Genomic DNA, 19936 nt, shown 5'->3' with positions numbered 1-19936 from the left:
GTATGCAGAAGCGAGACGATAGCCGTGGTCGGGAAGTACACGTGGTGAATGCGTTGTCCGGAATCGCAAAGCAACTGCTCCGTGCGCAACTGGACGAGTTCCAGATGGGGAGCAAGAGCCTGCCATTCCTGAGTCGGAAGTGCGGCCAGCAGATGGTTGCCATGCAGATCGGATTGAAGGGTCAACATTTTTTATTCGCTTTATAAGAGCGCTTTCGCGCCGTACTTTTATCTGGTCCGCTCGCAGGTTTCGTGAGCGCATCTGGTGGCGTACATCGAAACATGTGGGGCCAGCCCCGTGAGCCTTGCATCGCCGCTTCGTGCCGTCATCGGCTACAGTGATGTTCGTGCTTTGTCGTACATAAGCGAGAGACGTGCCAGGAAGTGTCCGATCTATGTCCGATAAGGCATAGACGGCGATGCACGGAAGATGCGCGGCCGGCGGCCAAGCGCGCGATGCATTTTTGATTCAATTCTGAACATTTGCTGAAGGGGCGCAAATGGCGGGGCACGACCGGCCGAAACGGCTTTCGTCTGTGGGATGCCTTGCCGGGCTTAGGTTTCCGGCGCGTTTCACCTTATCAAACGTAGATTGCGCGCGATGCAAACGTGCCTGGAAGCACGCGTCAGCGGGAACGGCCAAAAATGTTGCAAACCTGTTCATTCCGCGAAGGCGCGAGTCGCGGAGCACGAGCAAGAATGTGGCCAGTAGCCCGGTGAGGCACGCTCGGCGCGACTTCGACCGTTTGCCTGGCGGGTTGTGAACGATGCCAGGCGGCCCGCAAGCGAAATTGCTGAAAGTGTTGCATCGCGCACAAGAGCGCTGCGGCTCTTCCGCAATATCGGCAAAAAGTGTTCAAGACTGAACCACTTTGAGGAGAGCAAGGTTTTGTCGAAGCGCGAAGGTCCAATCGGCATCGCGCGTTCATGTTGCTCACGCCACCAGTTCGCCTTCGAGAACCGATGCCAGGATCATCGCGTAGGCGTTGCGTGGCGCGGTGCGCCGACTCGGCCGATAAACCGCGTCGCCGATCAATACCGGCTGGCCGCTCATTGCGCAGACGCCGGTAGTGCGTGCATGCGAGACGCGCCACATCTGATCGCCATAACAGCAGTGCGTGGAATCGCGCCACGCGATGATCGCCGTCGTCGACGAAGGACGTTCGATCAGGCTGATCGACAACCCGCGCTTCTCCAGCAGATCGCTTTTGGTCAGACGCTCGGGCGGCTTCTTCAAGATGCTGCTCAAACTCGCGTCTTCTGTCTTCACGCCCAGCATGAAAATGGTCCGTGCCCACGGGTCCATGATCTTCGCGCTTGCCTGCATGGTCTGACTCCTCAAAAATGGATGAACCTGCTCGATTAAGAATTTGCAAATGGCGTATGAAACGTCAGACCAGAGCGCGCGTCTTCACGCGCCCGCTGATGACGTGGCGCTGACCGTTCGTTCGCTTGAATGCCGAGGTGTGACGAGGCTGAAAACGAATACCGCACGAAAGCGCGATATCGATAATGTGCTGCGATAACAAGAGCAGTTCTCGCGCCTGTTCGATGCACCGCACCGAATGACGTGCGCGCTTCGCGATGCGGTGACGCGCATCGCCGCTGCCTGAAGTTTGCTGGAAGAGAATCATGGCGAATCCGTTCGTTTCCTTGAGGCTTGCCGGCTCAGTCGGAAGACCGGAACCCATGCATCAAAGTTAATCAAACGGACCCGCTGCGACTAGCCGTACCTTGGGTTGCCGGCGTCGCTGAAAGGTTTGGACAACCTATATCAAGGTTTAGTGTGGTTGATGCTCAGGTGCGCTGCACGCGCGACGGCGTGGTCGCGGACGCGGATGGCTTCACGCCGAGCGCTTCGGCCTTGAGCACGAAGTCGGCGAGCGAGCGCGACTCCATCTTCTTCATCGCCGCACCGCGATGAATCTTCACCGTGATCTCGCTCAGGTTCATCTCGGCGGCGATCTGCTTGTTCATCAGACCACTCGCGACGAATGCCATCACCTCGCGTTCACGCGGCGTAAGGCGAGCGTAGCAGCGGCGCAAGTCCGCCACGGAGCGGTCTTCGTTGCGCCGCACTTCGTCTTTCGCGAGCGCGTTCGCCACGGCGTCGAGCATGTCCTGGTCGCGGAACGGCTTGGCGAGAAAGTCGATGGCGCCGCCTTTCATCGCCTTCACCGACATGGCGATATCGCCGTGCGCCGTGATGAAGATGATCGGCACGGACAGGTCGCCCGCCGCAATCTGCTCCTGCACGGCAAGCCCGCTCTGTCCTTTGAGGCGCACGTCGAGAATGAGGCAGCTCGGAACGTCCGGCATGTCGAAGGCCATGAACTCCTGCGCGGACGCGAACGCCTGCACCTGCAGGCCGACCGAGCGCAGCAGCATGGTGAGCGCGGTGCGCATGGAGTCGTCGTCGTCGACCACGTAGGCGATCGACTGGCTCGCGCCTTCCTCAGTTTCGTGGCTCACTGCATGTCTCCTCTTCGAGCGGCAAGACGAACTGCATCGACGCGCCCTGACCTTCCTGCGATTCGGCCCAGATGCGGCCGCCGTGTGCCTCGACGATGGATCGGCAGATCGACAGCCCCATGCCCATGCCATCTTTCTTGGTGGTGAAAAACGGGTTGAAGAGCGAGCCCGCATCTTTCTCGCTGATGCCAATGCCCGAATCTTCGACCGAAAGCTGCGCGTGACGCTCGTCCGCGAGCCGGGTGGTGACGCGCATGAGGCGCTTGCGTCCGCTCACGCCGGACATGGCCTGCACGCCGTTCATCAGCAGATTGATGACGACTTGCTGAAGCTGCACGCGGTCGCCGCAAACCACTGGCGCGGGCTCGGCAAACGCAGCGGAAAGCTCGACGCGCTGGCTTTGCAATTCGCGCCGCACGAGTTCGACCGATTCTCTCACGATCATATTCAGATCGACCAGCGCGGGTTGCGGATCGCGCTTTTGCGCCATGGAACGAATCTGGCGAATGATGTCCGTCGCGCGCTTGGCGTCGCTCGTCATCTGACTGATCGACTGCACCGCCTCGTGTACATTCGGCGGCTGACGGTTGAGCCAGCGCAACGCGGCGTCGCCCGCGGTTACGATGGCGGCGAGCGGCTGCGTGACTTCGTGCGCAATCGACGCGGCCATCTCACCGAGCGTCGTCACGCGCGTGACATGCGCGAGTTCCGAGCGCGAGCGGTCGAGCGCCTGTTCCGCGCGCTTGCGTTCCTCGATGTCGGTGTTCACGCCATACCAGCGCACGAGATTGCCTTCGGAATCGCGCAGCGGCGCGGCACCGATGTGCATCCAGCGAAACACGCCGTCGCCGCGCCGGATGCGCGCCGTCACTTCGAAGCCGCTGCTGGTGGCGAGCGCTTCGCGCCACGCGGCCTGCAACGCGGCGAAGTCTTCCGCATGCACGATCTCCTGCCAGATGTCGTGGCCGTCGTCCGCGAGCTTCACGCCGTACTCGTTCCAGCGGCGGTTGAGATAAATGAGGCGGCCATCGTTCGATGAACTCCACACCATGCCGGGAATGGCGTCGATGGTCGCGCGCAGTTCGTTCTTCTGGCGCAACAGCTCGCCTTCCATGCGCTTGGCGTCGGTGATGTCGTTGTTCGTCGCGAGAATGGCGAGCGGCTTGCCCCATTTGTCGCGCGAAAGCGTCCAGCGGCTCGACACGACCACCGTCTCGCCGCTCTTCTTCACGCGCTTGAGTTCACCTTGCCAGCTCCCACGCGTAAGCGTTTCGCGGCGAATGTCGTCCACGGGCATGGCCGCATCCGTCTGCGTGAGTCCGTGAATGGGCTGGCCGATAGCCTGCTCGGAAGTCCATCCGTACAGCCGTTCCGCGCCCTGATTCCAGAACGTGATGCGGTCGTCCATGTCGTACACGACGACCGCGTCGTGCGTGAGATTGAGCAGTTCGACCTGCTTGCGCAAGGTGGCGGTGCTCGTCTGATTGCGCAGCGCGAGAAACGACACGGTCAGAATGGCGATGAGACTCACACCGCAACGCGCGATGGAACTGCCTGGGTCCTGCGCGTTGTGCGAGAGCATGAAGCCGAGCACCGTCGCCGCGACGCAGGCCCACGCGACTGCAATCGTGACAGGCCGCGATGCGACCGAAGCCACGAGCAGCACCACTACGACATACAGCACGGCAATGGCGATATCGAGCGGCGTGAATGCGTCGATGAGAAACACCGCGAGGCCGACTACCGTGGCCATCGCCTTGAGGGTGGTGGGATTGCCGAGGAAAGACTGCTCGGCTGCCTGATCGAGCTTCATCGCGGCCTCATTGCGGAAAGCGGCCGCTCATTCACGCCCGATGGCCCGAGTAACGGACTGCCCAGATTCACATTGCGCGGATCTTTCATAGGACGAGAGAGCCTGAGCCCGGAAAGCGGGCCACTTCAAGGATGAGCGCCAGCGCCGCTGGCCCGGATGTCGTCGAGACAGTGCATTACCTGTGCGCCGTCGACAGGCTTGCCGAGCACGCACAGCGCGCCGACGTCCAGCGCCTGTTTGCGCATGGCGTCCGAAGCGAACGCGGAGATGAAGATGATAGGTGGCGCGACGCCGCGATCGACGAGTCTGCGGTACATCTCCACGCCCGAGATGCCTGGCATCTGGACATCCGAAATGATACACGCGACATCCGCGATCGAACCCGAATTCAGGAACGCTTCGCCGGAGTCGTAGAGCCGAACCTCCCAGCCAAGCGAGCGAACCAGGCTTGAGGTCGCGATGCGGACGGATTCGTCATCGTCGATGATCGAAACGACTGGGTTATTGAACACGCAACAAAGTCCTCGGGCCTAGTGTGCGGTGGCGGCGATAAACCAGGCGGCGGGCCGTCGACCGTGATGCCATGTTAAGTAAAAGCATCGGACGTGAGAATCATATTTATGTATGAGACGAAGCCAGTCTAATACCTTCGTATGAGCCGTTTAACCTTGCGTCTCATACCGCTTCATACGCGCGGCCTAACCATTCGGCGCAGGCAACGACGCCGTGCCGACTACTCATGCAAAGGTTTAGGCGCGTCATCTCTAACGGCCGCATGAGCGAACGCACGTAGGGATAGGCTCACCGCGCATCCGGACATAAAGTTACTCCAAGGTCGCAGCAACGAAAGCCTCACCGCTCAAGCAGACGACCTCAACGTATGCGAAGCCAGTGAATCGGCTTCCTAAGTAATGCCATCTGTCCATTACGTCATTCGGCTCCACACGGAAACGCCGAGCCTTTAAAGGAGTATCACAATGAGCAAGTTTCTCGTCAGTCTCGCTTTCGCAGTCAGCGCCGTTGCCGCTCCCGCCATGTCGTATGCGCAGTCGAATCAGCCGGTGACGCGCGCCGAAGTGCGCGCCGATCTCGTGCGCCTGGAGAAGGCCGGGTACAAGCCCGCAGTGAACGACGACGCAACCTACCCCGCAGACATCCAGGCAGCCGAAGCCAAGGTCGCGGCGAGCTACGCGGCCACGCACGGCACGAGCGATGTAGGCGGCGCGGCATTGACCGGTGCGTCCGCCAGCGGCTCGAAGGTGTCCGCCGCTTCCAGAAACTGCGTCGGCCCCGCGGACTACTGCGTGCCGTATTTCGGCAGCTAAAGCCAAGCGGTCCGGCGCCGGTCACTGCGGCATGCCGGACCGCACACGCGTACTGAATGCCACTCGGAGTTCCACATGAAAAACCTGTTGCTCTCTGCCGCGATGTTCGCGGTATCCGCCGCTTTTCTCACCTCGGCGCCCGTCATGGCGCAAGGCGAAAAGCCCGTGAAGAACATCGTGCTCGTGCACGGCGCCTGGGTCGACGGTTCCGGCTGGCAACCGGTCTACGACATTCTGAAGAAGGACGGCTACCACGTCAGCATCGTGCAGGAGCCGCTGACTTCGCTCGATGACGACGTCGCCGCCACCAAGCGCGTGCTCGACTTGCAGCACGGACCGACGATCCTCGTCGGACACAGTTATGGCGGTTCGGTGATCACCGAGGCAGGCGAGCATCCGGATGTGGTCGGACTCGTGTACGTGGCCGCGCATGCGCCAAATGTCGGCGAGGACGAAAGCACGCTCGGCAAGGGCAAGCCGAGCTTCACCTCGAAGCAGGCCGGCGCGATCGAGAAGACGAGCGACGGTTATACGTTCCTGAATCCTTCCGCGTTTCCCAAGGACTTTGCCGCCGATCTTTCTTCAAAGGAAGCGACCTTCGAAGCGCATTCGCAAATGCTGACCGCAGCGAAAGTCTTCTCGGAGCCGCTCACGTCCGCTGCGTGGACCACGAAGCCGAGCTGGGGCATCGTCGCGGGCGCGGACAAGATCATCAATCCGGATCTGGAGCGCTGGTACTACGAGCGCGCGCATAGCCACATGACCGTGATTCCGGGCGCGAGCCACTCGGTGTACGAATCGCAGCCGGTTAAGGTGGCCGCAGTGATCGAGGACGCCGCGAAGCACGCGCAATAACCTGCAATAACGCGACCTTGGATAGACGAGACATCGACACTTCAAAGGTGCCGATGTCTTTTGCATGGCGTACGAGCCGCGACTGTGCAGGATTCAGGCGCGGTTTTTCTTCTGCTGTTAAATTAGGGGCCAGCCAAACCACCGATCGAGAGAATCCGATGGCTGAACAACCCGCATCCCCAATACGCCCGCTCATTCTTATCGCTATCGTCGTGGCCGTCGTGGTCGCCGCGTTCGCGTACACCGCCGGCTGGCTGTCGCCTACGCGACTCACGCCTGCGAAGATCGTCAATAGCCTCGCGCCACCGGGCGGACCCGCGCTCGGCTTCAGACGCAACCATGCGAAGGGCGTCTGCTTCACGGGCAACTTCGAGTCGAATGGCGGCGCGGCTTCGCTATCCAAGGCGCAGCTTTTCGCGCCTGGCAATTACCCCGTGACCGGCCGATTCAACCTTGCGACGCCCGACCCGAAGACCGCCGATTCATCGGCGCGCGTGCGCGGACTGAGCTTGCGAATCGTCATGCCGGACCACAGCGAGTGGCGCTCCGCGATGATCGACGCGCCCTTCTTCCCCGTCGCCACGCCGGAAGCGTTCTATGAACTGCAGCGCGCATCCGCCCGCAAGGACGATCCCGACGCGATGAAGCAGTTCGCCGCCGCGCATCCGGAGATCGGCGCATTCGGCAAATGGGCGTCGAGCGCGCCGTTCACCGGCTCCTTCGCGGACGATCAGTACAACAGCCTCAATAGCTTCGTCTTCACGGACGCCTCCGGGCAAGACCGCGTCGTGCGCTGGTCGTTCGTGCCGGTGGCCAAGCCCGAGACCTTGACGGGCGATCAGCTGAAGCAGAAAGGCGCGAACTTTCTCGATGCCGATATCACGCAGCGCGTGCAGAGCGGGCCGCAACGCTGGACCATGGTCGTGACGGTGGCCAATCCCGGCGACCCCACGGCGGACCCGAGCAAGGCGTGGCCGGACGATCGCCAGAAGGTCGAAGCGGGCACGCTGGTCGTCACCGCGATCGAGGCCGAGCCGGATGGCCCATGCCGCGATCTGAATTTCGATCCGGTGGTGCTTCCGCCCGGCATGCACGTTTCCGACGATCCGTTCCCTGCCGCGCGTTCGGCTGCCTATTCGGTGTCGTTCAACCGGAGGACCGCCGAGGACAAGGACTATCCGCATCAACCGGCGCAAGGAGCGAATCAATGAGCACGATCCACACACGCTTCTCGCCCCTGCAACGCGCGCTGCACTGGCTCATGGCGATTTGCATTCTGGCAATGCTGTTCATCGGCGTCGGCATGGTGTCCACCGTGCGGCCCGACTATCTCACGCTGGTGTCGATCCACAAGCCGCTCGGCGTGACGATTCTCGTGCTCGCACTGATCCGGCTGGTCGTGCGGCTCGTGCGCGGCGCGCCACCGTTGCCCGCCAATATGCCGGAGCCGATGAAGCTCGCCGCCCACCTCTCGCATCTCGCGTTTTATGCGCTGATGATCGGCTTGCCGCTCATCGGCTATGGCATGTTGTCGGCGGCGGATTATCCGGTCGTGGTGTTCGGCGTGCGATTGCCCTCCATTCTTCCGCATAGCAACTCGCTGCATTCGCTGCTTTGGGACGCGCACAAGTACCTGGCGCTTTGCTTCTTCGCGCTGATCGTCGTGCATCTCGCGGCGGCGCTGTTTCATGCGCTCGTCCGGCGCGACGGCGTGTTTCAGGCAATGGCGCCGTGGAGCGATCGCTGACGCGTACACAGGCGGCGCTTCTGTATGATGGCGGACCACCATCATTCGAGGATTCATCGCCATGAGCGCAGCATCGCAATTCGATCAGGTTTCCGTCATCAAGCGCGCGAACGTTTATTTCGATGGCAAGTGCGTCTCGCATACGGTGCTTTTCGCCGACGGCTCGAAGAAGACGCTTGGCGTGATTCTGCCCGGCACGCTCGACTTCGGCACCGATGCGCCGGAACTGATGGAAGTGCAGGCGGGCCAATGCCGTATCCGTCTTCAAGGTAGCGATGAATGGAAAACCTACGGCGCCGGCGAGTCTTTCTCGGTGCCGGGGAAGAGCCGCTTCGATATAGAAGTGGTCGAGACGCTGGATTATGTTTGCAGTTATCTTTGACCTGGTTTAGAGGCTAGGGGCGAAGCGGCTGATCCGGCATGATTGGCCGTTTTTCTCGGCGCCTACGGTCAGACAGCACCGATCATCGACCAGACGCTGAAGATGAGAATCGCGAGAGAGACTGCCGACGCTATCCAGCCGGCCATCGCGCTCGTTCCGCCGCGCAGCTTCAGTTGCTCTGCGCGCTCGCCCGGCAGCAACACCTCAGCCTTGATCCGTTCGACTGCTTTCTCGACATGCGCGCGATAAATCAAGTTGCCTGAAAAAGCCCACGCGAACATCAATGCGTAACTCGACACCTCGCCAAGCGAATCGCTCATCAAGCCGAGCAGCAGGTTCAGCAACGTGCCGCCAACGAAGACCGCGACCGCCTGCCAGTACATCTTGCGATACGCAAACCATACGGGACCGCCAAAGAACGCCGCGACATTCCACGTCGGCTTAATGTTTCCATTCTTGTCCTTGGCTGACCACTTCCCCGCGTAATACTCCACGTTCTTTCCGACAAAAGCGGCCATATCCTTATCCAAGCCAGCCGCTGCCGCAGTCGTAACCGTTCCCTTGATGCCTTCGTTGTTATCGAATTCCATGTCTTGCTTTAGTTGCTGTTGCATCTGTCCGCATGGAAGCGGACTCGAATTACCGAATGCGAACGACGTTTAGAACGCGTTTAATTCGGGCAGCAGACAATACACGCGCGACCCGCACTTGAAAAGTCAGGACGCGCGAGCCTTACAAAAATTTGCGCTTGCTTGTCGCCGTGTTCAGGCGAGCTTCGAAGCCAGACCGCTCACTGAAACACCACGGGCACCGGCCTCGTCAGCAAGTCCACGTACAGCTTGAAGAATCGATCATTATCGAACTTCGTGACATACGTGATCTTTTGCGGCGATGCCCCCGCAGCAGGCGTGTCCGGATACACCCGCACATGGCCCTGGTCCTCGCCGGGCGTCGTGTCGATATCCAGGTACGCGCTCTGAGTCTGCGTCGCGTAAGTTGGATCGCTGAAGTAAGCGATGGTCAGCGTGTCGTAGAGATCCGTGCTCGATGCGAACGCACCCGCATTCACGGTTGCATACGCCTTCGTCACGGCCGTCTGCCCGGTTGGCGGGTTGACGATCTGGTTGTAGATGCTCTCGGTCAACGGCACGGTGTTGGTCACATCGAGCGGAATGACGGTTTGCGGAATCGACGTCTGCAAGAGCGTGCGCACCGCGAGCGGATCGAACCACCAGTTGAGCTCGCCGACTGCATTGGCGTTGCCCGGCACGTTCATCGCGCCGCCCATGTAGACGATCTGCTTGATGAGCGGCACGATCTCCGGCGCCTTCTGCACCGCCGTCGCGAGATTGGTGGGCGGCCCGACTTCGAGAATCGTCACTTCATGCGGATAACGTTTGATCGTGTCGATGAGAAAGTCGGCGGCGGCTTGCGTCTGTAGCTTGGTCGAGGTTGCGAAGCCGTCCGGCGGCGCGGTGAGCTGCGCTTGCGAAGTCGGCTCGGGACGCGACCACGCGCCGAAGTATCCGTTCGGATTCGCGGCCTGCTGCGCGCGGATGCTCGTCACATCGTATTGCAGCGGATAATCCGCGCCACCGTACACGCCGACCTTGTTCTGCACGCCCATGCGTTCGACGGCCTTCAACGCATCGGCTTCTTCTTGCAGCAACCAGTCGTTGCCCGTCACCACGCACAGGCCGAGCAGATTCACCTTGCCCTGTCCCATCAACTGCGTGGTCATGGCGAAGAGCTGGCCGTCGTCGCCCATCGTGTTGAAGTCGGAGTCGATCACGATCTTCGGCGCGTTCGTGTATGCGTTGTGGTCGTCGGATGAGCCGCCGCAAGCGGCAAGCACCGCGACGACACAAAGGGAAAGGGTCAAGCCTGCTGCAGTGCAACGTCGCATGATGCTGTCTCCGGATCGTTATATTCGAGTGATCACGTCATCGCGGACGGTGATTCATTCTACGACCGTTTGAGCAGATACGACTACGCTTCGATCGGCGAGCCGTCCTTGCGCACGAACCGGCCATCGGCGTTGGCACTCATCATGTCGATGTCGGAACACGTGGTGAGATCGGGCCACGCGCGCGAGCCGACTTCGAGATACACGGCCATTTCCCGCGACCGATTGATCATGTGATGCCCGTTGCCCGTGCCTTTAGTGAACGCGGCGCAATCGCCCGCACGCAACATGGTTTCGCCTTCGTCTTCGATCAGCACGAGTTCGCCCTGCAGCACATACACGAACTCGTCCTCGTGCGAATGCCAGTGACGCTGACTCGACCAGCTTCCCGGTGGCAAGTGCATCAGATTCACGCCGAAGTCCGTCAAGCCGCCAGCATCGCCAAGACGCCGACGGATGCGCGCGGCGCATGGCTGATCGTAAGGCGGTGGATAGCCGGAGCCTTGGTGCTCGGGCACATTGGCAAGATCGATTTTCGGCATGATGCGGCTCCTTTGGAAAGTCGCGGAAAAAGCGCTTGTGCAAGGGTGTAGAAAGAATACGCTACGATGCACGTTTTCTTCGCGCAAGCCCGCCGTATCTTCGTGACCGCTTCTGAATTCAAAGCCCTGGCGCGCGCATTCCTCGTTCGCCTTGCCGTCGAGCTTCGCCCGCATGCGCGTGTGCGCACGCTGCTGCTATTGCCCGCGCTTTTCGTGCTCTATGTGCTGGTGCTGATTCCCTTCACGCCCGGCATTCGCGATCTGCGCCGCGCGAAGGTGGATCAACCCGCGCAAATCTATTCCGCCGATGGCAAGCTGCTCGCCGAATTCAAGCCAACGCATCGCGAATGGGTGAGCCTCAAGGACGTCTCGCCGCAAGTGGTCGACGCGCTCATCGCCACTGAAGACAGGCGATTTCATGAGCATCATGGTATTGACTGGCGACGCACGGCATCGGCCGCGCTGCATACGTTCAAAGGCCAGAAACAAGGCGGTTCCACGCTTACGCAGCAGCTCGCGCGCAATCTTTATCCCGATGACATCGGCCGCTCGCAGACGCTCACGCGCAAAGTGAAGGAGGCCATCACCGCGTTCAAGATCGAAGCGGTCTATTCGAAGGAAGAGATTCTCGAAACGTATTTGAACACGGTGCCGTTCTTGTATAACGCGTATGGCATCGAGATGGCCGCACGCACTTACTTCGATAAATCCGCGAGCGAACTCGACGTGCTCGAAAGCGCGACGCTCATTGGCATGCTGAAGGGCAACAGCTACTACAACCCGGTGATCAACCCCGAACGCGCGCTCGACAGACGCAATATCGTGCTCGGGCAGATGGTGCGCTTCGGCCATCTCGCGCCTGCGAAGCTCGAAGCGTTGCAGAAGAAGCCGTTGCGCATCGACTTCGAACGTCAGACCGAGGAGCCGGGACGCGCGCCGCATTTCGCGCAACAGTTACGCAAGTGGCTGATCGCGTGGGCCGACGACAACGACTTCAACATCTATTCCGATGGTCTCGTCGTGCGCACGACGCTCGACTCGCGTTTGCAGACGATGGCCACGCAATCGCTTACGTGGCAAGGCAATCAGTTGCAGTCCATCGCCAATGCGGCTTGGGGCGGGCGCGGTGGCTGCGCGAATGCGAACGCGGACCTTGCACATGCGTTCATCCGCGAGACGAGCGAGTATCGCGTGGCGCGCGATGGCGGCGCGAACGACGCCGACGTCATCAAGAGCCTTAGCGCGAATCGCACGTTCATGCAGGCGTTATGCGAGAACAAGACGCGCGTGCAGGCCGGCTTTTTAGCGCTAGATCCGCGCAACGGGCAGATCAAGGCGTGGGTCGGCAGCCGCGACTTCACGCAAGACCCGTTCGATCATGTGCAACAGGCGCGCCGTCAGCCGGGCTCGACATTCAAGCCGTTCGTGTACGGCGCGGCCTTCGCGCGCGGCTCGAAGCCCACGGATACGATCATCGATCAGGCGGTGGAGATTCCCATCAAGGGCGAGGAGACCTGGCGTCCCACCGACGATTCGCCGCCAAGCGGCCGGCCGGTGAGTCTGCGCGACGGCATCGCGTATTCGAAGAACCGCATCACCGCGCAACTGATGCAGCAAGTGGGTCCGGCGCGCGTGGCGCGACTCGCGCGCGACATGGGCGTGCGCGAAAGTCATCTCGACGTGGTGCCTTCGCTTGCGCTCGGCACGAGTCCGGTGACGCTCAAGGAGATGGTGGCGGCTTACGGCACCATCGCCAACGACGGCAACTACATGGAGCCACTGCTCGTAACGCGCATCGAGAACAAGGATGGCGAGGTGCTCGCGCAATTCGAAAGCAAGCCGGAACGCGCGCTGTCGGTCGATGCCACGCGCAAGCTCGTCGACGTCATGCGCGATGTCATCAATCGCGGCACGGGCACGCTGATCCGCACGCGCTTCGGCATTCGCGGCGACGTCGCGGGAAAGACCGGCACGACGCAAGACAACGCGGACGGCTGGTTCATCCTGATGCAACCGCAACTCGTGGCGGGCGCTTGGGTCGGCTTCAACGACAGCCGCGTGACCTTGCGTAGCGATTACTGGGGACAAGGCGCACACAGCGCATTGCCGATGATCGGCGACTTCACGCAACGGGCGATGCGTTCGCATCTGATCGATGCCCGTGCGCGCTTCGATACGCAGGAAGTGCCGGGCATGTGGGACATCATGGCGACGCGTGTGAAGACGTGGTTTGCCGAGACGTTTTCGAAAGCGCCGAAACCCGCGCAGACGCCTCAGCACGCACCGCGCGCGCGTCGTTCACCCGCCACGCGTACCGCGCCCGCTGCTGAAGTCACGGAAGAAAAAGCGCAGCCGCCCGTCTTCGACACATTGCCGCCGATACTTCCCGCGCCTGCGGAACCGGCCTCGTCGACACGTCAGGAATAAGGTTAGCAAACGTTTTTTCTAAAGTTTCCTTGTACCGCTCCGTTAACTCGGATGTCTCCTGACATGACCGCGTGAATCATGGCGTCCGCCTCTCCGGCGGCAATTCTTGCCATATCGCACAGACGCGCTCGGGTCTTATCCTCAAGGAATTCTTGCAATGATGAAAACGTTGGTCGCGCTTGCGGCGGGTATCGCCGCGCTTTCCGCCCCTCTCGCGCACGCACGCGAAATCTATGGACAAGTCGGCACCGAAGGCGTGGGTATCGGCTATTCGGAACCGCTTGGCACGCGCGATAACGTGCGCGCCGAATTCAACGGCATCGCCTTCTCGCACAACTTCAATGCGGGCGGGCTGCATTACGACGGCACCGCGCACATCTATCACGGCGGTCTTTATCTCGACTTCTTTCCCGCACCGAACACGGTGGCCTTCCGCCTGACCGCTGGCGCGCTGATCGGCGGCGACAACGTGGACGCCGTCGCGACGAGCCCGACCGACACCTACACGTATCACGGCACGACCTACAACGTGGCCGGCGAGCAGATCCACGCGAAGGCGCGATTCCCGACGGTGCGCCCGTATGTCGGCATCGGCTTCGGTCACACGCCGGTGGCGCAGAAAGGCTTCTCCGCGTTCTTCGATGCAGGCGTGGCTTTTGGCCGTCCGCATGTCGATTACGACGTGCCCGCCGAAGTCGTCGCGATCACCGGTCAGGCTTTCGTCGATCAGGAAAAGCAGGACTTGCAGGACAAGGCCGACAAGTTGCGCTTTTATCCGATCGTCAAGGTCGGCGTGACGTATCGCTTCTAAGCGGCTTTCGCTTCAGATCCACAAGTCGTTCGGCACCGTGCGCTCGTTTCGCGAGTCGCCGGTGTTGACGACGCCGCGCGGCTCGATCAGCATGATCTTCACTTCGCGCGCGGCATGGGGTTTGTGCTCGACGCCCTTCGGCACGATTCCCATCTCCCCTGCTCTCAGCACCATCTCGCCATCGCGAAAGTCGATGCGCAATTCGCCTTCCAGCACGATGAACGTCTCGTCGGTATCGGCGTGCGCGTGCCACAGAAACTCGCCTTCCAGACGCGCGACCTTGAACTGATAGTCGTTCATCTCGGCGATCACGCGTTGCTGCCAGAAGCCGTCGATCAAACGCGCTTTTTTTAATGGATCGATGGCGGCGCGCTGGCCACGTGTAGCTTCGGCTGTCGCTGCGTGTGTTTGCATGATGCGGCTCCCTGACGATGAATTCGTTCAAGGCTACCGCTGTCACACGTAAAGGGTCTTGAACGATCATGCAAGCTCTAACGCGTACTAACGCAGGCCCGCCAACGCGCGGGCGGCATGCCGAAGGTGCGTGTGAATTGCCGCGTCATATGGCTCTGATCGGCGAAACCGGCGCTCGCGGCGACATCCGCCAACGATGCGCCCGTGAGCACGAGACGGCGCGCGACATCGAGACGGCGCATTGTCAGATAGCGGTAAGGGCTCGTGCCGAAAAAGAGCCTGAAGTCGCGCGACAAGCTGTAGCGGTCGCGTCCCGTCGCGCGTTCGAGTTCCTCCATCGTGACGATACGATCGCAATTGGCGAGCAGAAAGTCTTTCGCCAGCACGGCGCTTGCGTAGTCGCCCGTGTCGCGCGAGGTGGTCACGCCCGCTGCTTGCGCCAGCGCGAATGCGAGTTCGGCGAGCGCATCGTTTTGTGCGAGCGGTTCGCGCAGCGTCTGTGCGAGCAGCGCTTCGGTGGCGGCGCTGACGCGCGCATCCATCGTCGTTCCACCGGCGATGAACGGCAACGCGCGACCGCCGAGCGCGGCCTGGATCATCGCGGGTTCGACATAGAGCATGCGATACCGAAAGCCATCGCCCGTGCCCGCGTGGCCGTCATGTGCTTCGTCGGGATGAAGCACCATCGTCTGGCCGGGCAAGCTGTGACGCAATTCGCGCCGGTAATTGAAGCTCTGCACGCCCGTCATGGTGCGGCCGATGGCATAGGTGTCGTGCCGATGCCAGCCGTATGCCTTGCCGCCGAAAAAGGCTTCGATCCGTTCGATGCCCGCCGATGATTCGGCATGGCGGACCCAGTCGGAATTCTGTGGAGCGGTGCGTCGGTTCATGGTTGCGGTATCGCGGAGACGATACGCAATGATATGCCCGAATGTGAAAAACGCCGCGCGAGACTGTTCGCGCGGCGCGTCGGCGCGACTAGCCGCCCAGTGCCGGATCGCTCAGGCTGTCCTTGCCCGTTTCGACGTGGCCCGCAAAACGGCGCAGAAAGGCGCTGTCCGTGTCCACCTTGACCTCGATGTCGTACCAGCCGTGCGCGCTGCGCAAGTCGAGGTACAGCTGCGCGGTGTCGCCGCCTCGCACACGCTTGGTGATGGTCTTCGCGGCATCGTAGGCATTCACGATACTGAAGGTGCACGCGCCCGAGCCCTTGTTTTCCAGCCTCAATTGCAGGTTGCCGTTAGCGACGTCGTAGCCTTCCGCGACTTCCGGCGCGGCGTCATCGTGCGACCACCAGCCGCCATGTTGCGCCTTCGCCTTGCCCGCGACACGGCGCAAGAAACCGTTCGGCCCATGCACGACGAAGTCGAAGCTGCCGTCCGCGTTTGCATCGATACGATCCGACAGGCGCTTGTGCGCTTCGACCGTGTAAGTGTGCGGAACAGCAGTACTGGCATTGCGATACAGTAAAAAGACCGCGCCTGCATCGCCCGTGTTGATGAAGTCGAACGACACCGCGCCCTTCGATGCATCCGGCTTCGAGCGCACGAACAATTCGTAAGGCAATGCACGCGACGGACGCACCCCGGGCTCTTGCACGGGCAATTTCTGATCGACGGGCGGCAGCGGCACGTAATCCGGATGACGCGCCTTGTCGGGCGGAACGTAAGAGGTCGTGGCAGGCAGCGTCGGCAGCTTGCTGTTGGGATTACGGAAGTCGAACGCTGAGGTCAGATCGCCGCAAATCGCGCGACGCCACGGCGAGATATTCGGCTCGGCCAGTCCATGCGCGCGGCCGAAGCGCTTCTGAATGAAGCGGATCACCGACGTGTGATCGAACGTCTCCGAACACACCCAGCCGCCTCTGGACCACGGCGAGACGACGAGCATCGGCACGCGTGCGCCGAGGCCATACGGGCCGCTCGCATACTTCGCGCTGCCGGGGAAAATCTCGAGACTCGTATCGACAGTGGAAAGACCGTTCGCGTTCGATGAAGGCGGGAACGGCGGCACGATATGGTCGAAGAAACCATCGTTCTCGTCGTAGTTGATGAGCAGCGCCGTCTTGCTCCACACCTCCGGATTCGACGTCAGCACTTGCAGCACTTGATCGATGTACCACGCACCATAGTTCGCGGGCCAGTTCGGATGCTCGGAGAAGGCTTCGGGCGCGACGATCCACGAGACTTGCGGCAGCGAGCCGCTCTGCACGTCGTTTTTCAGAATGGAGAAATAGTCGTCGCCCGCGGCGGCATTCGTGCCGCGCCGCGCCTTTTCATAGAGCGGATTGCCGGGCTGCGCGTTCTGATATTGCGTGAAGTAGAGAAGCGAGTTGTCGCCGTAGTTGCCGATATAGGCGTCGTCGGTCCAGCCCCACGAACCTTTCGAATCCAGTCCCGTGCCCTGATCCTGATAGACCTTCCACGAGATGCCCGCACGTTCCAACACTTCGGGAAACGTGGACCAGCCGTAGCCCGCTTCTGCGTTATCGACCACCGGCCCGCCGCCCGTGCCGTCGTTGCCCACATAACCGGTCCACATGTAATAGCGATTCGGATCGGTGGATGTATTTGTCGAGCAGTGATACGCGTCGCAGATCGTGAAGGCGTCGGCGAGTTGATAGTGGAACGGAATGTCGTCGCGACGCAGATGCGCCATCGTCGTCGTGCCCTTGTACGGCACCCACTGATCGTAAAGACCGTTATGGAACGCGCCCTGTCCGCTTACCCAGTCATGCGGCAAGTCCTGCAGAAACTGCAAGCCGAGATTCGATGGGCCCGGATGAAACGGCAGCACTTCGCCCGCACCCGCCGCGATAGGCTGGTGATAAACCGGCTTGCCGTTCGGCAGCGTGACGGCGGCTTTATCGCCGAATCCGCGCACGCCGCGCAAGGTTCCGAAGTAATGATCGAACGAGCGGTTCTCCTGCATCAACACGACGATATGCTCGATATCCTCGATCGAGCCATGTCGCTGATTCGCTGGAATGGCAAGCGCCTGGCGAATGCCGAGCGGCATTACGTTGAGCGCTGCCGCTGCGCCTGCGGCCTCCATCGCCGTGCGCAGAAATTCACGTCGGTTCTTCGTCATTTGAGTAGTGGGGAAGTAGAAGGGATGCTAGTCGACCGTATGGATCACCGGGGTTGCGAGCACTTCCGATGAAGCCCGCGCAATACCTCTTTGCTCGGCTTGCACCGGAGCACCGGACGTGGCTTGTTTCGCCCAGTCCTCGAGATCGCTCGTTGCGTTTGTCGTGGGCGCTTCGCTGCTGGCTGCTGAGACGGATGCCGGCGGCTTGATGTCGGTCGAGTTCGAATCGCCGCAGGCACTCAGGCCAACGATTGCGCAGGCGCAAATAGCGAAGCGCGCCACGCTGAAGTAGCGACGTGATGAAGTCGACATGATCTTGGCTCCCGCAAAGCGCGTGAAGGTCTCACAGCGCCGGGAAGCTTATCGGTCGCTTATGTAAGCAATATGACGATTCTTTCCCGCATCATTCAGTTTCTCAAATGTAACCATGTCGATACATCTCGGCCATTTGGTAAATTGATTAGTTTTCCGATTTATTAATTACCGGATTTAACAGTTTCCAACTGATGATATGACCAAGCAAAAATGGCTGGTCGGTGACGGAATAATGCGTAAAAAATGTGACATCGGTTTACATCGAGTTCTGGAGGCAGTACTCTTTCGACCGCTGCAGGAGTTTCGGCAAGCCTTGCCGAAGCAGCGGAAAAATCGGTAAATCTTCAACAGCATCATTGCTGTTTGCAGTGCGGTACACGGGCGGGCTGCCATGACTGGCGGACTTCGCGCGTATCTCCTCGACCGTCTTGCACGACCTTCGACGAGCCTTTGAAGACATGCGCTTCACAGGCTGTCATCCGTCGGGCAGCGGCAGGCATGAGCCGCATCAGCACATACGTATTGCCGCCGCGGTTGCCCGCCAACGTTTATCCGTCTGGCGCAGGTCAGCCCCTTTTCAACTGCAGAAACGAATCGTTCGTTCTGCTAACGACCGTTCGCATCCCGTAGTAATGGGACATGTGGTTGGCGGTCGTCGAGGCATCCATCCTGCCGCATGCAGCATCGGCAAGCGCCTTTTCGCGCACGGACGCCCATACTTTCATTAGTACGCCGAAATCTTATGAAGAAACTTACATCGCTTCCGGTTTTTCCTTACTTCGCCACGCCTAAGGCCACGGTTATCGCTGCCGCCGTCGCAACGAGCCTGTTGCTCGCGGCATGCGGCGGCAGCAGCGACAGCGCGGTGGATGCCGCCACGGGCAAGAGCGCGTCCGAGCTCAAAGCCACGTCGAAAGCCGCGAACAATGGTTCGATTTTCTACGGCATGAACGGCCACAACAACGGCGGCGGCGCCTACGACGCATCCAGCCCGCAGCAACAGTTGTCGCAATTGCAGGATTTGGGCGCGAAGATTTATCGCAACGAGGTGTACAACCAGGCATCCGCGACGAAGCTCGCCGGCATTGCAAAGACGATGGCCGACGGCGGCGTGACGGTGTATCCCGTGATGATGATGGGTATCGACTTCAACAGCGAAGACGACGCCTACAACGCCGCGTTCACGCTCGGCCAGCAAACGGCCAACGCGTATCACTACCCGTACTACGAGATCTCCAACGAACTCGAAGCCAATACGCTGAATGGCAACGTCGACGGCGTTTTCTGGCAGCAGTACAACAACCACCAGTATCAGGTTGCACGCGGTGTCATTCGCGGCCTGATTGCGGGCGTGCGCTCGGTGGATAGCGGCGGACAGATCGTGCTTGGCGGAACGTGGCTGCACTACTCGTTCTACCAGATGCTCGCGGACGGCTCGCAGCCTGACGGCACATGGGGCCATCCGACAGTCAGCTGGGACATCACCGCATGGCACTGGTATTCGAACGAAGGCGACATCACGAACGCATGTGGCGGCACGGGCTGTCACGATGTGCTCGCCGTGCTTCACAACATGGGCAAACCGATCTGGATCAACGAGTTTGGCGTGCGTCCGAACTATGGCTCGGATCAGCAGATCGCGTCGTATCTGACGGGCAACGACATGATGGCGCAGTTCGTGAGCGTGGCGTCGAAGTACAACATCCAGTCGATCCAGGCGTACGAGCTATACGACGACAGCGAAGGCAACTACGGCATGCTGCAAGCGGACGGCAAGACGCAGAAGGACGCGTACTGGGCCTACCGGAGCTTCGTGCAGAGCAACCCGAGGTGATGCA

General features: G+C 60.8%; 20 protein-coding genes and 1 pseudogene. 8 read left to right on the top strand and 13 right to left on the bottom strand.

The window, feature by feature from the left end:
- The 6 genes and pseudogenes from NCR40_RS28430 to NCR40_RS28405 all read right to left on the bottom strand — a co-directional run.
- Positions 1-188, bottom strand: a pseudogene (locus tag NCR40_RS28430) (Crp/Fnr family transcriptional regulator); the annotation flags it as partial.
- A gap of 745 nt (positions 189-933) precedes the next feature.
- Positions 934-1326, bottom strand: coding sequence for a DUF3331 domain-containing protein (locus NCR40_RS28425; RefSeq protein ID WP_250511418.1), 393 nt, complete (start codon positions 1324-1326; stop codon positions 934-936).
- 64 nt (positions 1327-1390) lie between these two features.
- Positions 1391-1633: a hypothetical protein gene (locus NCR40_RS28420; RefSeq protein WP_250511417.1), complete on the bottom strand. Its 243-nt coding sequence runs from the start codon at positions 1631-1633 to the stop codon at positions 1391-1393.
- A gap of 163 nt (positions 1634-1796) precedes the next feature.
- Positions 1797-2471: a response regulator transcription factor gene (locus tag NCR40_RS28415; protein WP_309846378.1), complete on the bottom strand. Its 675-nt coding sequence runs from the start codon at positions 2469-2471 to the stop codon at positions 1797-1799.
- Positions 2455-4284, bottom strand: coding sequence for a PAS domain-containing sensor histidine kinase (locus NCR40_RS28410; protein WP_250511416.1), 1830 nt, complete (start codon positions 4282-4284; stop codon positions 2455-2457). The genes NCR40_RS28415 and NCR40_RS28410 overlap by 17 nt, the downstream gene beginning before the upstream one ends.
- 125 nt (positions 4285-4409) lie before the next feature.
- Complete coding sequence (locus NCR40_RS28405) at positions 4410-4796, bottom strand: response regulator transcription factor (RefSeq protein WP_244831896.1); 387 nt, start codon at positions 4794-4796, stop codon at positions 4410-4412.
- A 465-nt stretch (positions 4797-5261) separates the two neighbouring features.
- On the opposite strand from NCR40_RS28405, the gene NCR40_RS28400 reads away from it, so the two are divergent.
- The 5 genes from NCR40_RS28400 to ppnP all read left to right on the top strand — a co-directional run bounded on the left by NCR40_RS28400 (position 5262) and on the right by ppnP (position 8593).
- The gene (locus NCR40_RS28400) at positions 5262-5609 is read left to right on the top strand and encodes a DUF4148 domain-containing protein (protein WP_250511415.1); all 348 of its coding nucleotides are present in this window, start codon (positions 5262-5264) and stop codon (positions 5607-5609) included.
- Positions 5610-5684: 75 nt separating this feature from the next.
- Positions 5685-6464: an alpha/beta hydrolase gene (locus NCR40_RS28395; protein WP_244831898.1), complete on the top strand. Its 780-nt coding sequence runs from the start codon at positions 5685-5687 to the stop codon at positions 6462-6464.
- 158 nt (positions 6465-6622) lie between these two features.
- Complete coding sequence (locus NCR40_RS28390) at positions 6623-7675, top strand: catalase family peroxidase (protein ID WP_250467756.1); 1053 nt, start codon at positions 6623-6625, stop codon at positions 7673-7675.
- Positions 7672-8211 (top strand): cytochrome b, encoded by a 540-nt coding sequence (locus NCR40_RS28385; protein ID WP_244831899.1) that lies wholly within the window; start codon positions 7672-7674, stop codon positions 8209-8211. Before NCR40_RS28390 ends, NCR40_RS28385 begins: the two co-directional genes overlap by 4 nt.
- 61 nt (positions 8212-8272) lie before the next feature.
- Positions 8273-8593, top strand: coding sequence for a pyrimidine/purine nucleoside phosphorylase (ppnP, locus tag NCR40_RS28380; protein WP_250467757.1), 321 nt, complete (start codon positions 8273-8275; stop codon positions 8591-8593).
- A gap of 68 nt (positions 8594-8661) precedes the next feature.
- Here the strand turns inward: ppnP and NCR40_RS28375 are convergent, their stop codons facing one another.
- From NCR40_RS28375 to NCR40_RS28365, 3 genes are all read right to left on the bottom strand, one after another.
- Positions 8662-9111, bottom strand: a complete 450-nt coding sequence (locus tag NCR40_RS28375; protein ID WP_250511414.1) for a DUF2628 domain-containing protein — start codon at positions 9109-9111, stop codon at positions 8662-8664.
- A gap of 272 nt (positions 9112-9383) precedes the next feature.
- Entirely contained in the window at positions 9384-10499 is a 1116-nt protein-coding gene (locus tag NCR40_RS28370; RefSeq protein ID WP_250511413.1) for a nucleoside hydrolase, read from the bottom strand.
- Between the two features lie 83 nt (positions 10500-10582).
- Positions 10583-11041 carry a cupin domain-containing protein gene (locus NCR40_RS28365; RefSeq protein WP_250511412.1) on the bottom strand — a complete coding sequence of 153 codons (459 nt, stop codon included), beginning with the start codon at positions 11039-11041 and terminating at the stop codon, positions 10583-10585.
- Positions 11042-11107: 66 nt separating this feature from the next.
- Here NCR40_RS28365 and NCR40_RS28360 point away from each other — a divergent pair, with 66 nt between their 5' ends.
- The gene (locus NCR40_RS28360) at positions 11108-13468 is read left to right on the top strand and encodes a penicillin-binding protein 1A (RefSeq protein WP_250511411.1); all 2361 of its coding nucleotides are present in this window, start codon (positions 11108-11110) and stop codon (positions 13466-13468) included.
- Between the two features lie 157 nt (positions 13469-13625).
- Positions 13626-14279 (top strand): hypothetical protein, encoded by a 654-nt coding sequence (locus tag NCR40_RS28355; RefSeq protein WP_244831905.1) that lies wholly within the window; start codon positions 13626-13628, stop codon positions 14277-14279.
- A gap of 12 nt (positions 14280-14291) precedes the next feature.
- Here NCR40_RS28355 and NCR40_RS28350 read toward each other — a convergent pair whose 3' ends face one another.
- The 4 genes from NCR40_RS28350 to NCR40_RS28335 form a co-directional block, all read right to left on the bottom strand.
- Positions 14292-14693, bottom strand: coding sequence for a cupin domain-containing protein (locus tag NCR40_RS28350; RefSeq protein WP_244831906.1), 402 nt, complete (start codon positions 14691-14693; stop codon positions 14292-14294).
- A 77-nt stretch (positions 14694-14770) separates the two neighbouring features.
- Positions 14771-15583 (bottom strand): AraC family transcriptional regulator, encoded by an 813-nt coding sequence (locus tag NCR40_RS28345; protein ID WP_250511410.1) that lies wholly within the window; start codon positions 15581-15583, stop codon positions 14771-14773.
- Between the two features lie 88 nt (positions 15584-15671).
- On the bottom strand, positions 15672-17783 hold the full coding sequence (locus NCR40_RS28340; protein WP_250511409.1) for a phosphocholine-specific phospholipase C: 2112 nt from the start codon (positions 17781-17783) through the stop codon (positions 15672-15674).
- A gap of 27 nt (positions 17784-17810) precedes the next feature.
- Positions 17811-18095, bottom strand: a complete 285-nt coding sequence (locus NCR40_RS28335; protein ID WP_250467763.1) for a hypothetical protein — start codon at positions 18093-18095, stop codon at positions 17811-17813.
- A 745-nt stretch (positions 18096-18840) separates the two neighbouring features.
- Here NCR40_RS28335 and NCR40_RS28330 point away from each other — a divergent pair.
- Positions 18841-19932 carry a lipopolysaccharide biosynthesis protein gene (locus tag NCR40_RS28330; protein ID WP_244831910.1) on the top strand — a complete coding sequence of 364 codons (1092 nt, stop codon included), beginning with the start codon at positions 18841-18843 and terminating at the stop codon, positions 19930-19932.
- Positions 19933-19936: the final 4 nt, after the last annotated feature.

This window comes from Caballeronia sp. GACF4 (assembly GCF_023631025.1).
In the GTDB taxonomy this organism is placed as follows: domain Bacteria; phylum Pseudomonadota; class Gammaproteobacteria; order Burkholderiales; family Burkholderiaceae; genus Caballeronia.
Note: the sequence above shows the minus strand (reverse complement) of the source record. Positions and strands in the feature narration are given on the sequence as shown.

Excerpts from the sequence above, each read along its gene's own strand:
- NCR40_RS28425 (WP_250511418.1), bottom strand. The coding sequence starts at position 1,326 with ATGCAGGCAAGCGCGAAGATCATGGACCCGTGGGCACGGACCATTTTC.
- NCR40_RS28420 (WP_250511417.1), bottom strand. The coding sequence starts at position 1,633 with ATGATTCTCTTCCAGCAAACTTCAGGCAGCGGCGATGCGCGTCACCGC.
- NCR40_RS28410 (WP_250511416.1), bottom strand. The coding sequence starts at position 4,284 with ATGAAGCTCGATCAGGCAGCCGAGCAGTCTTTCCTCGGCAATCCCACC.
- NCR40_RS28400 (WP_250511415.1), top strand. The coding sequence starts at position 5,262 with ATGAGCAAGTTTCTCGTCAGTCTCGCTTTCGCAGTCAGCGCCGTTGCC.
- NCR40_RS28395 (WP_244831898.1), top strand. The coding sequence starts at position 5,685 with ATGAAAAACCTGTTGCTCTCTGCCGCGATGTTCGCGGTATCCGCCGCT.
- NCR40_RS28390 (WP_250467756.1), top strand. The coding sequence starts at position 6,623 with ATGGCTGAACAACCCGCATCCCCAATACGCCCGCTCATTCTTATCGCT.
- NCR40_RS28385 (WP_244831899.1), top strand. The coding sequence starts at position 7,672 with ATGAGCACGATCCACACACGCTTCTCGCCCCTGCAACGCGCGCTGCAC.
- ppnP (WP_250467757.1), top strand. The coding sequence starts at position 8,273 with ATGAGCGCAGCATCGCAATTCGATCAGGTTTCCGTCATCAAGCGCGCG.
- NCR40_RS28375 (WP_250511414.1), bottom strand. The coding sequence starts at position 9,111 with ATGGCCGCTTTTGTCGGAAAGAACGTGGAGTATTACGCGGGGAAGTGG.
- NCR40_RS28370 (WP_250511413.1), bottom strand. The coding sequence starts at position 10,499 with ATGCGACGTTGCACTGCAGCAGGCTTGACCCTTTCCCTTTGTGTCGTC.
- NCR40_RS28365 (WP_250511412.1), bottom strand. The coding sequence starts at position 11,041 with ATGCCGAAAATCGATCTTGCCAATGTGCCCGAGCACCAAGGCTCCGGC.
- NCR40_RS28360 (WP_250511411.1), top strand. The coding sequence starts at position 11,108 with ATGCACGTTTTCTTCGCGCAAGCCCGCCGTATCTTCGTGACCGCTTCT.
- NCR40_RS28355 (WP_244831905.1), top strand. The coding sequence starts at position 13,626 with ATGATGAAAACGTTGGTCGCGCTTGCGGCGGGTATCGCCGCGCTTTCC.
- NCR40_RS28350 (WP_244831906.1), bottom strand. The coding sequence starts at position 14,693 with ATGCAAACACACGCAGCGACAGCCGAAGCTACACGTGGCCAGCGCGCC.
- NCR40_RS28345 (WP_250511410.1), bottom strand. The coding sequence starts at position 15,583 with ATGAACCGACGCACCGCTCCACAGAATTCCGACTGGGTCCGCCATGCC.
- NCR40_RS28340 (WP_250511409.1), bottom strand. The coding sequence starts at position 17,783 with ATGACGAAGAACCGACGTGAATTTCTGCGCACGGCGATGGAGGCCGCA.
- NCR40_RS28335 (WP_250467763.1), bottom strand. The coding sequence starts at position 18,095 with ATGTCGACTTCATCACGTCGCTACTTCAGCGTGGCGCGCTTCGCTATT.
- NCR40_RS28330 (WP_244831910.1), top strand. The coding sequence starts at position 18,841 with ATGAAGAAACTTACATCGCTTCCGGTTTTTCCTTACTTCGCCACGCCT.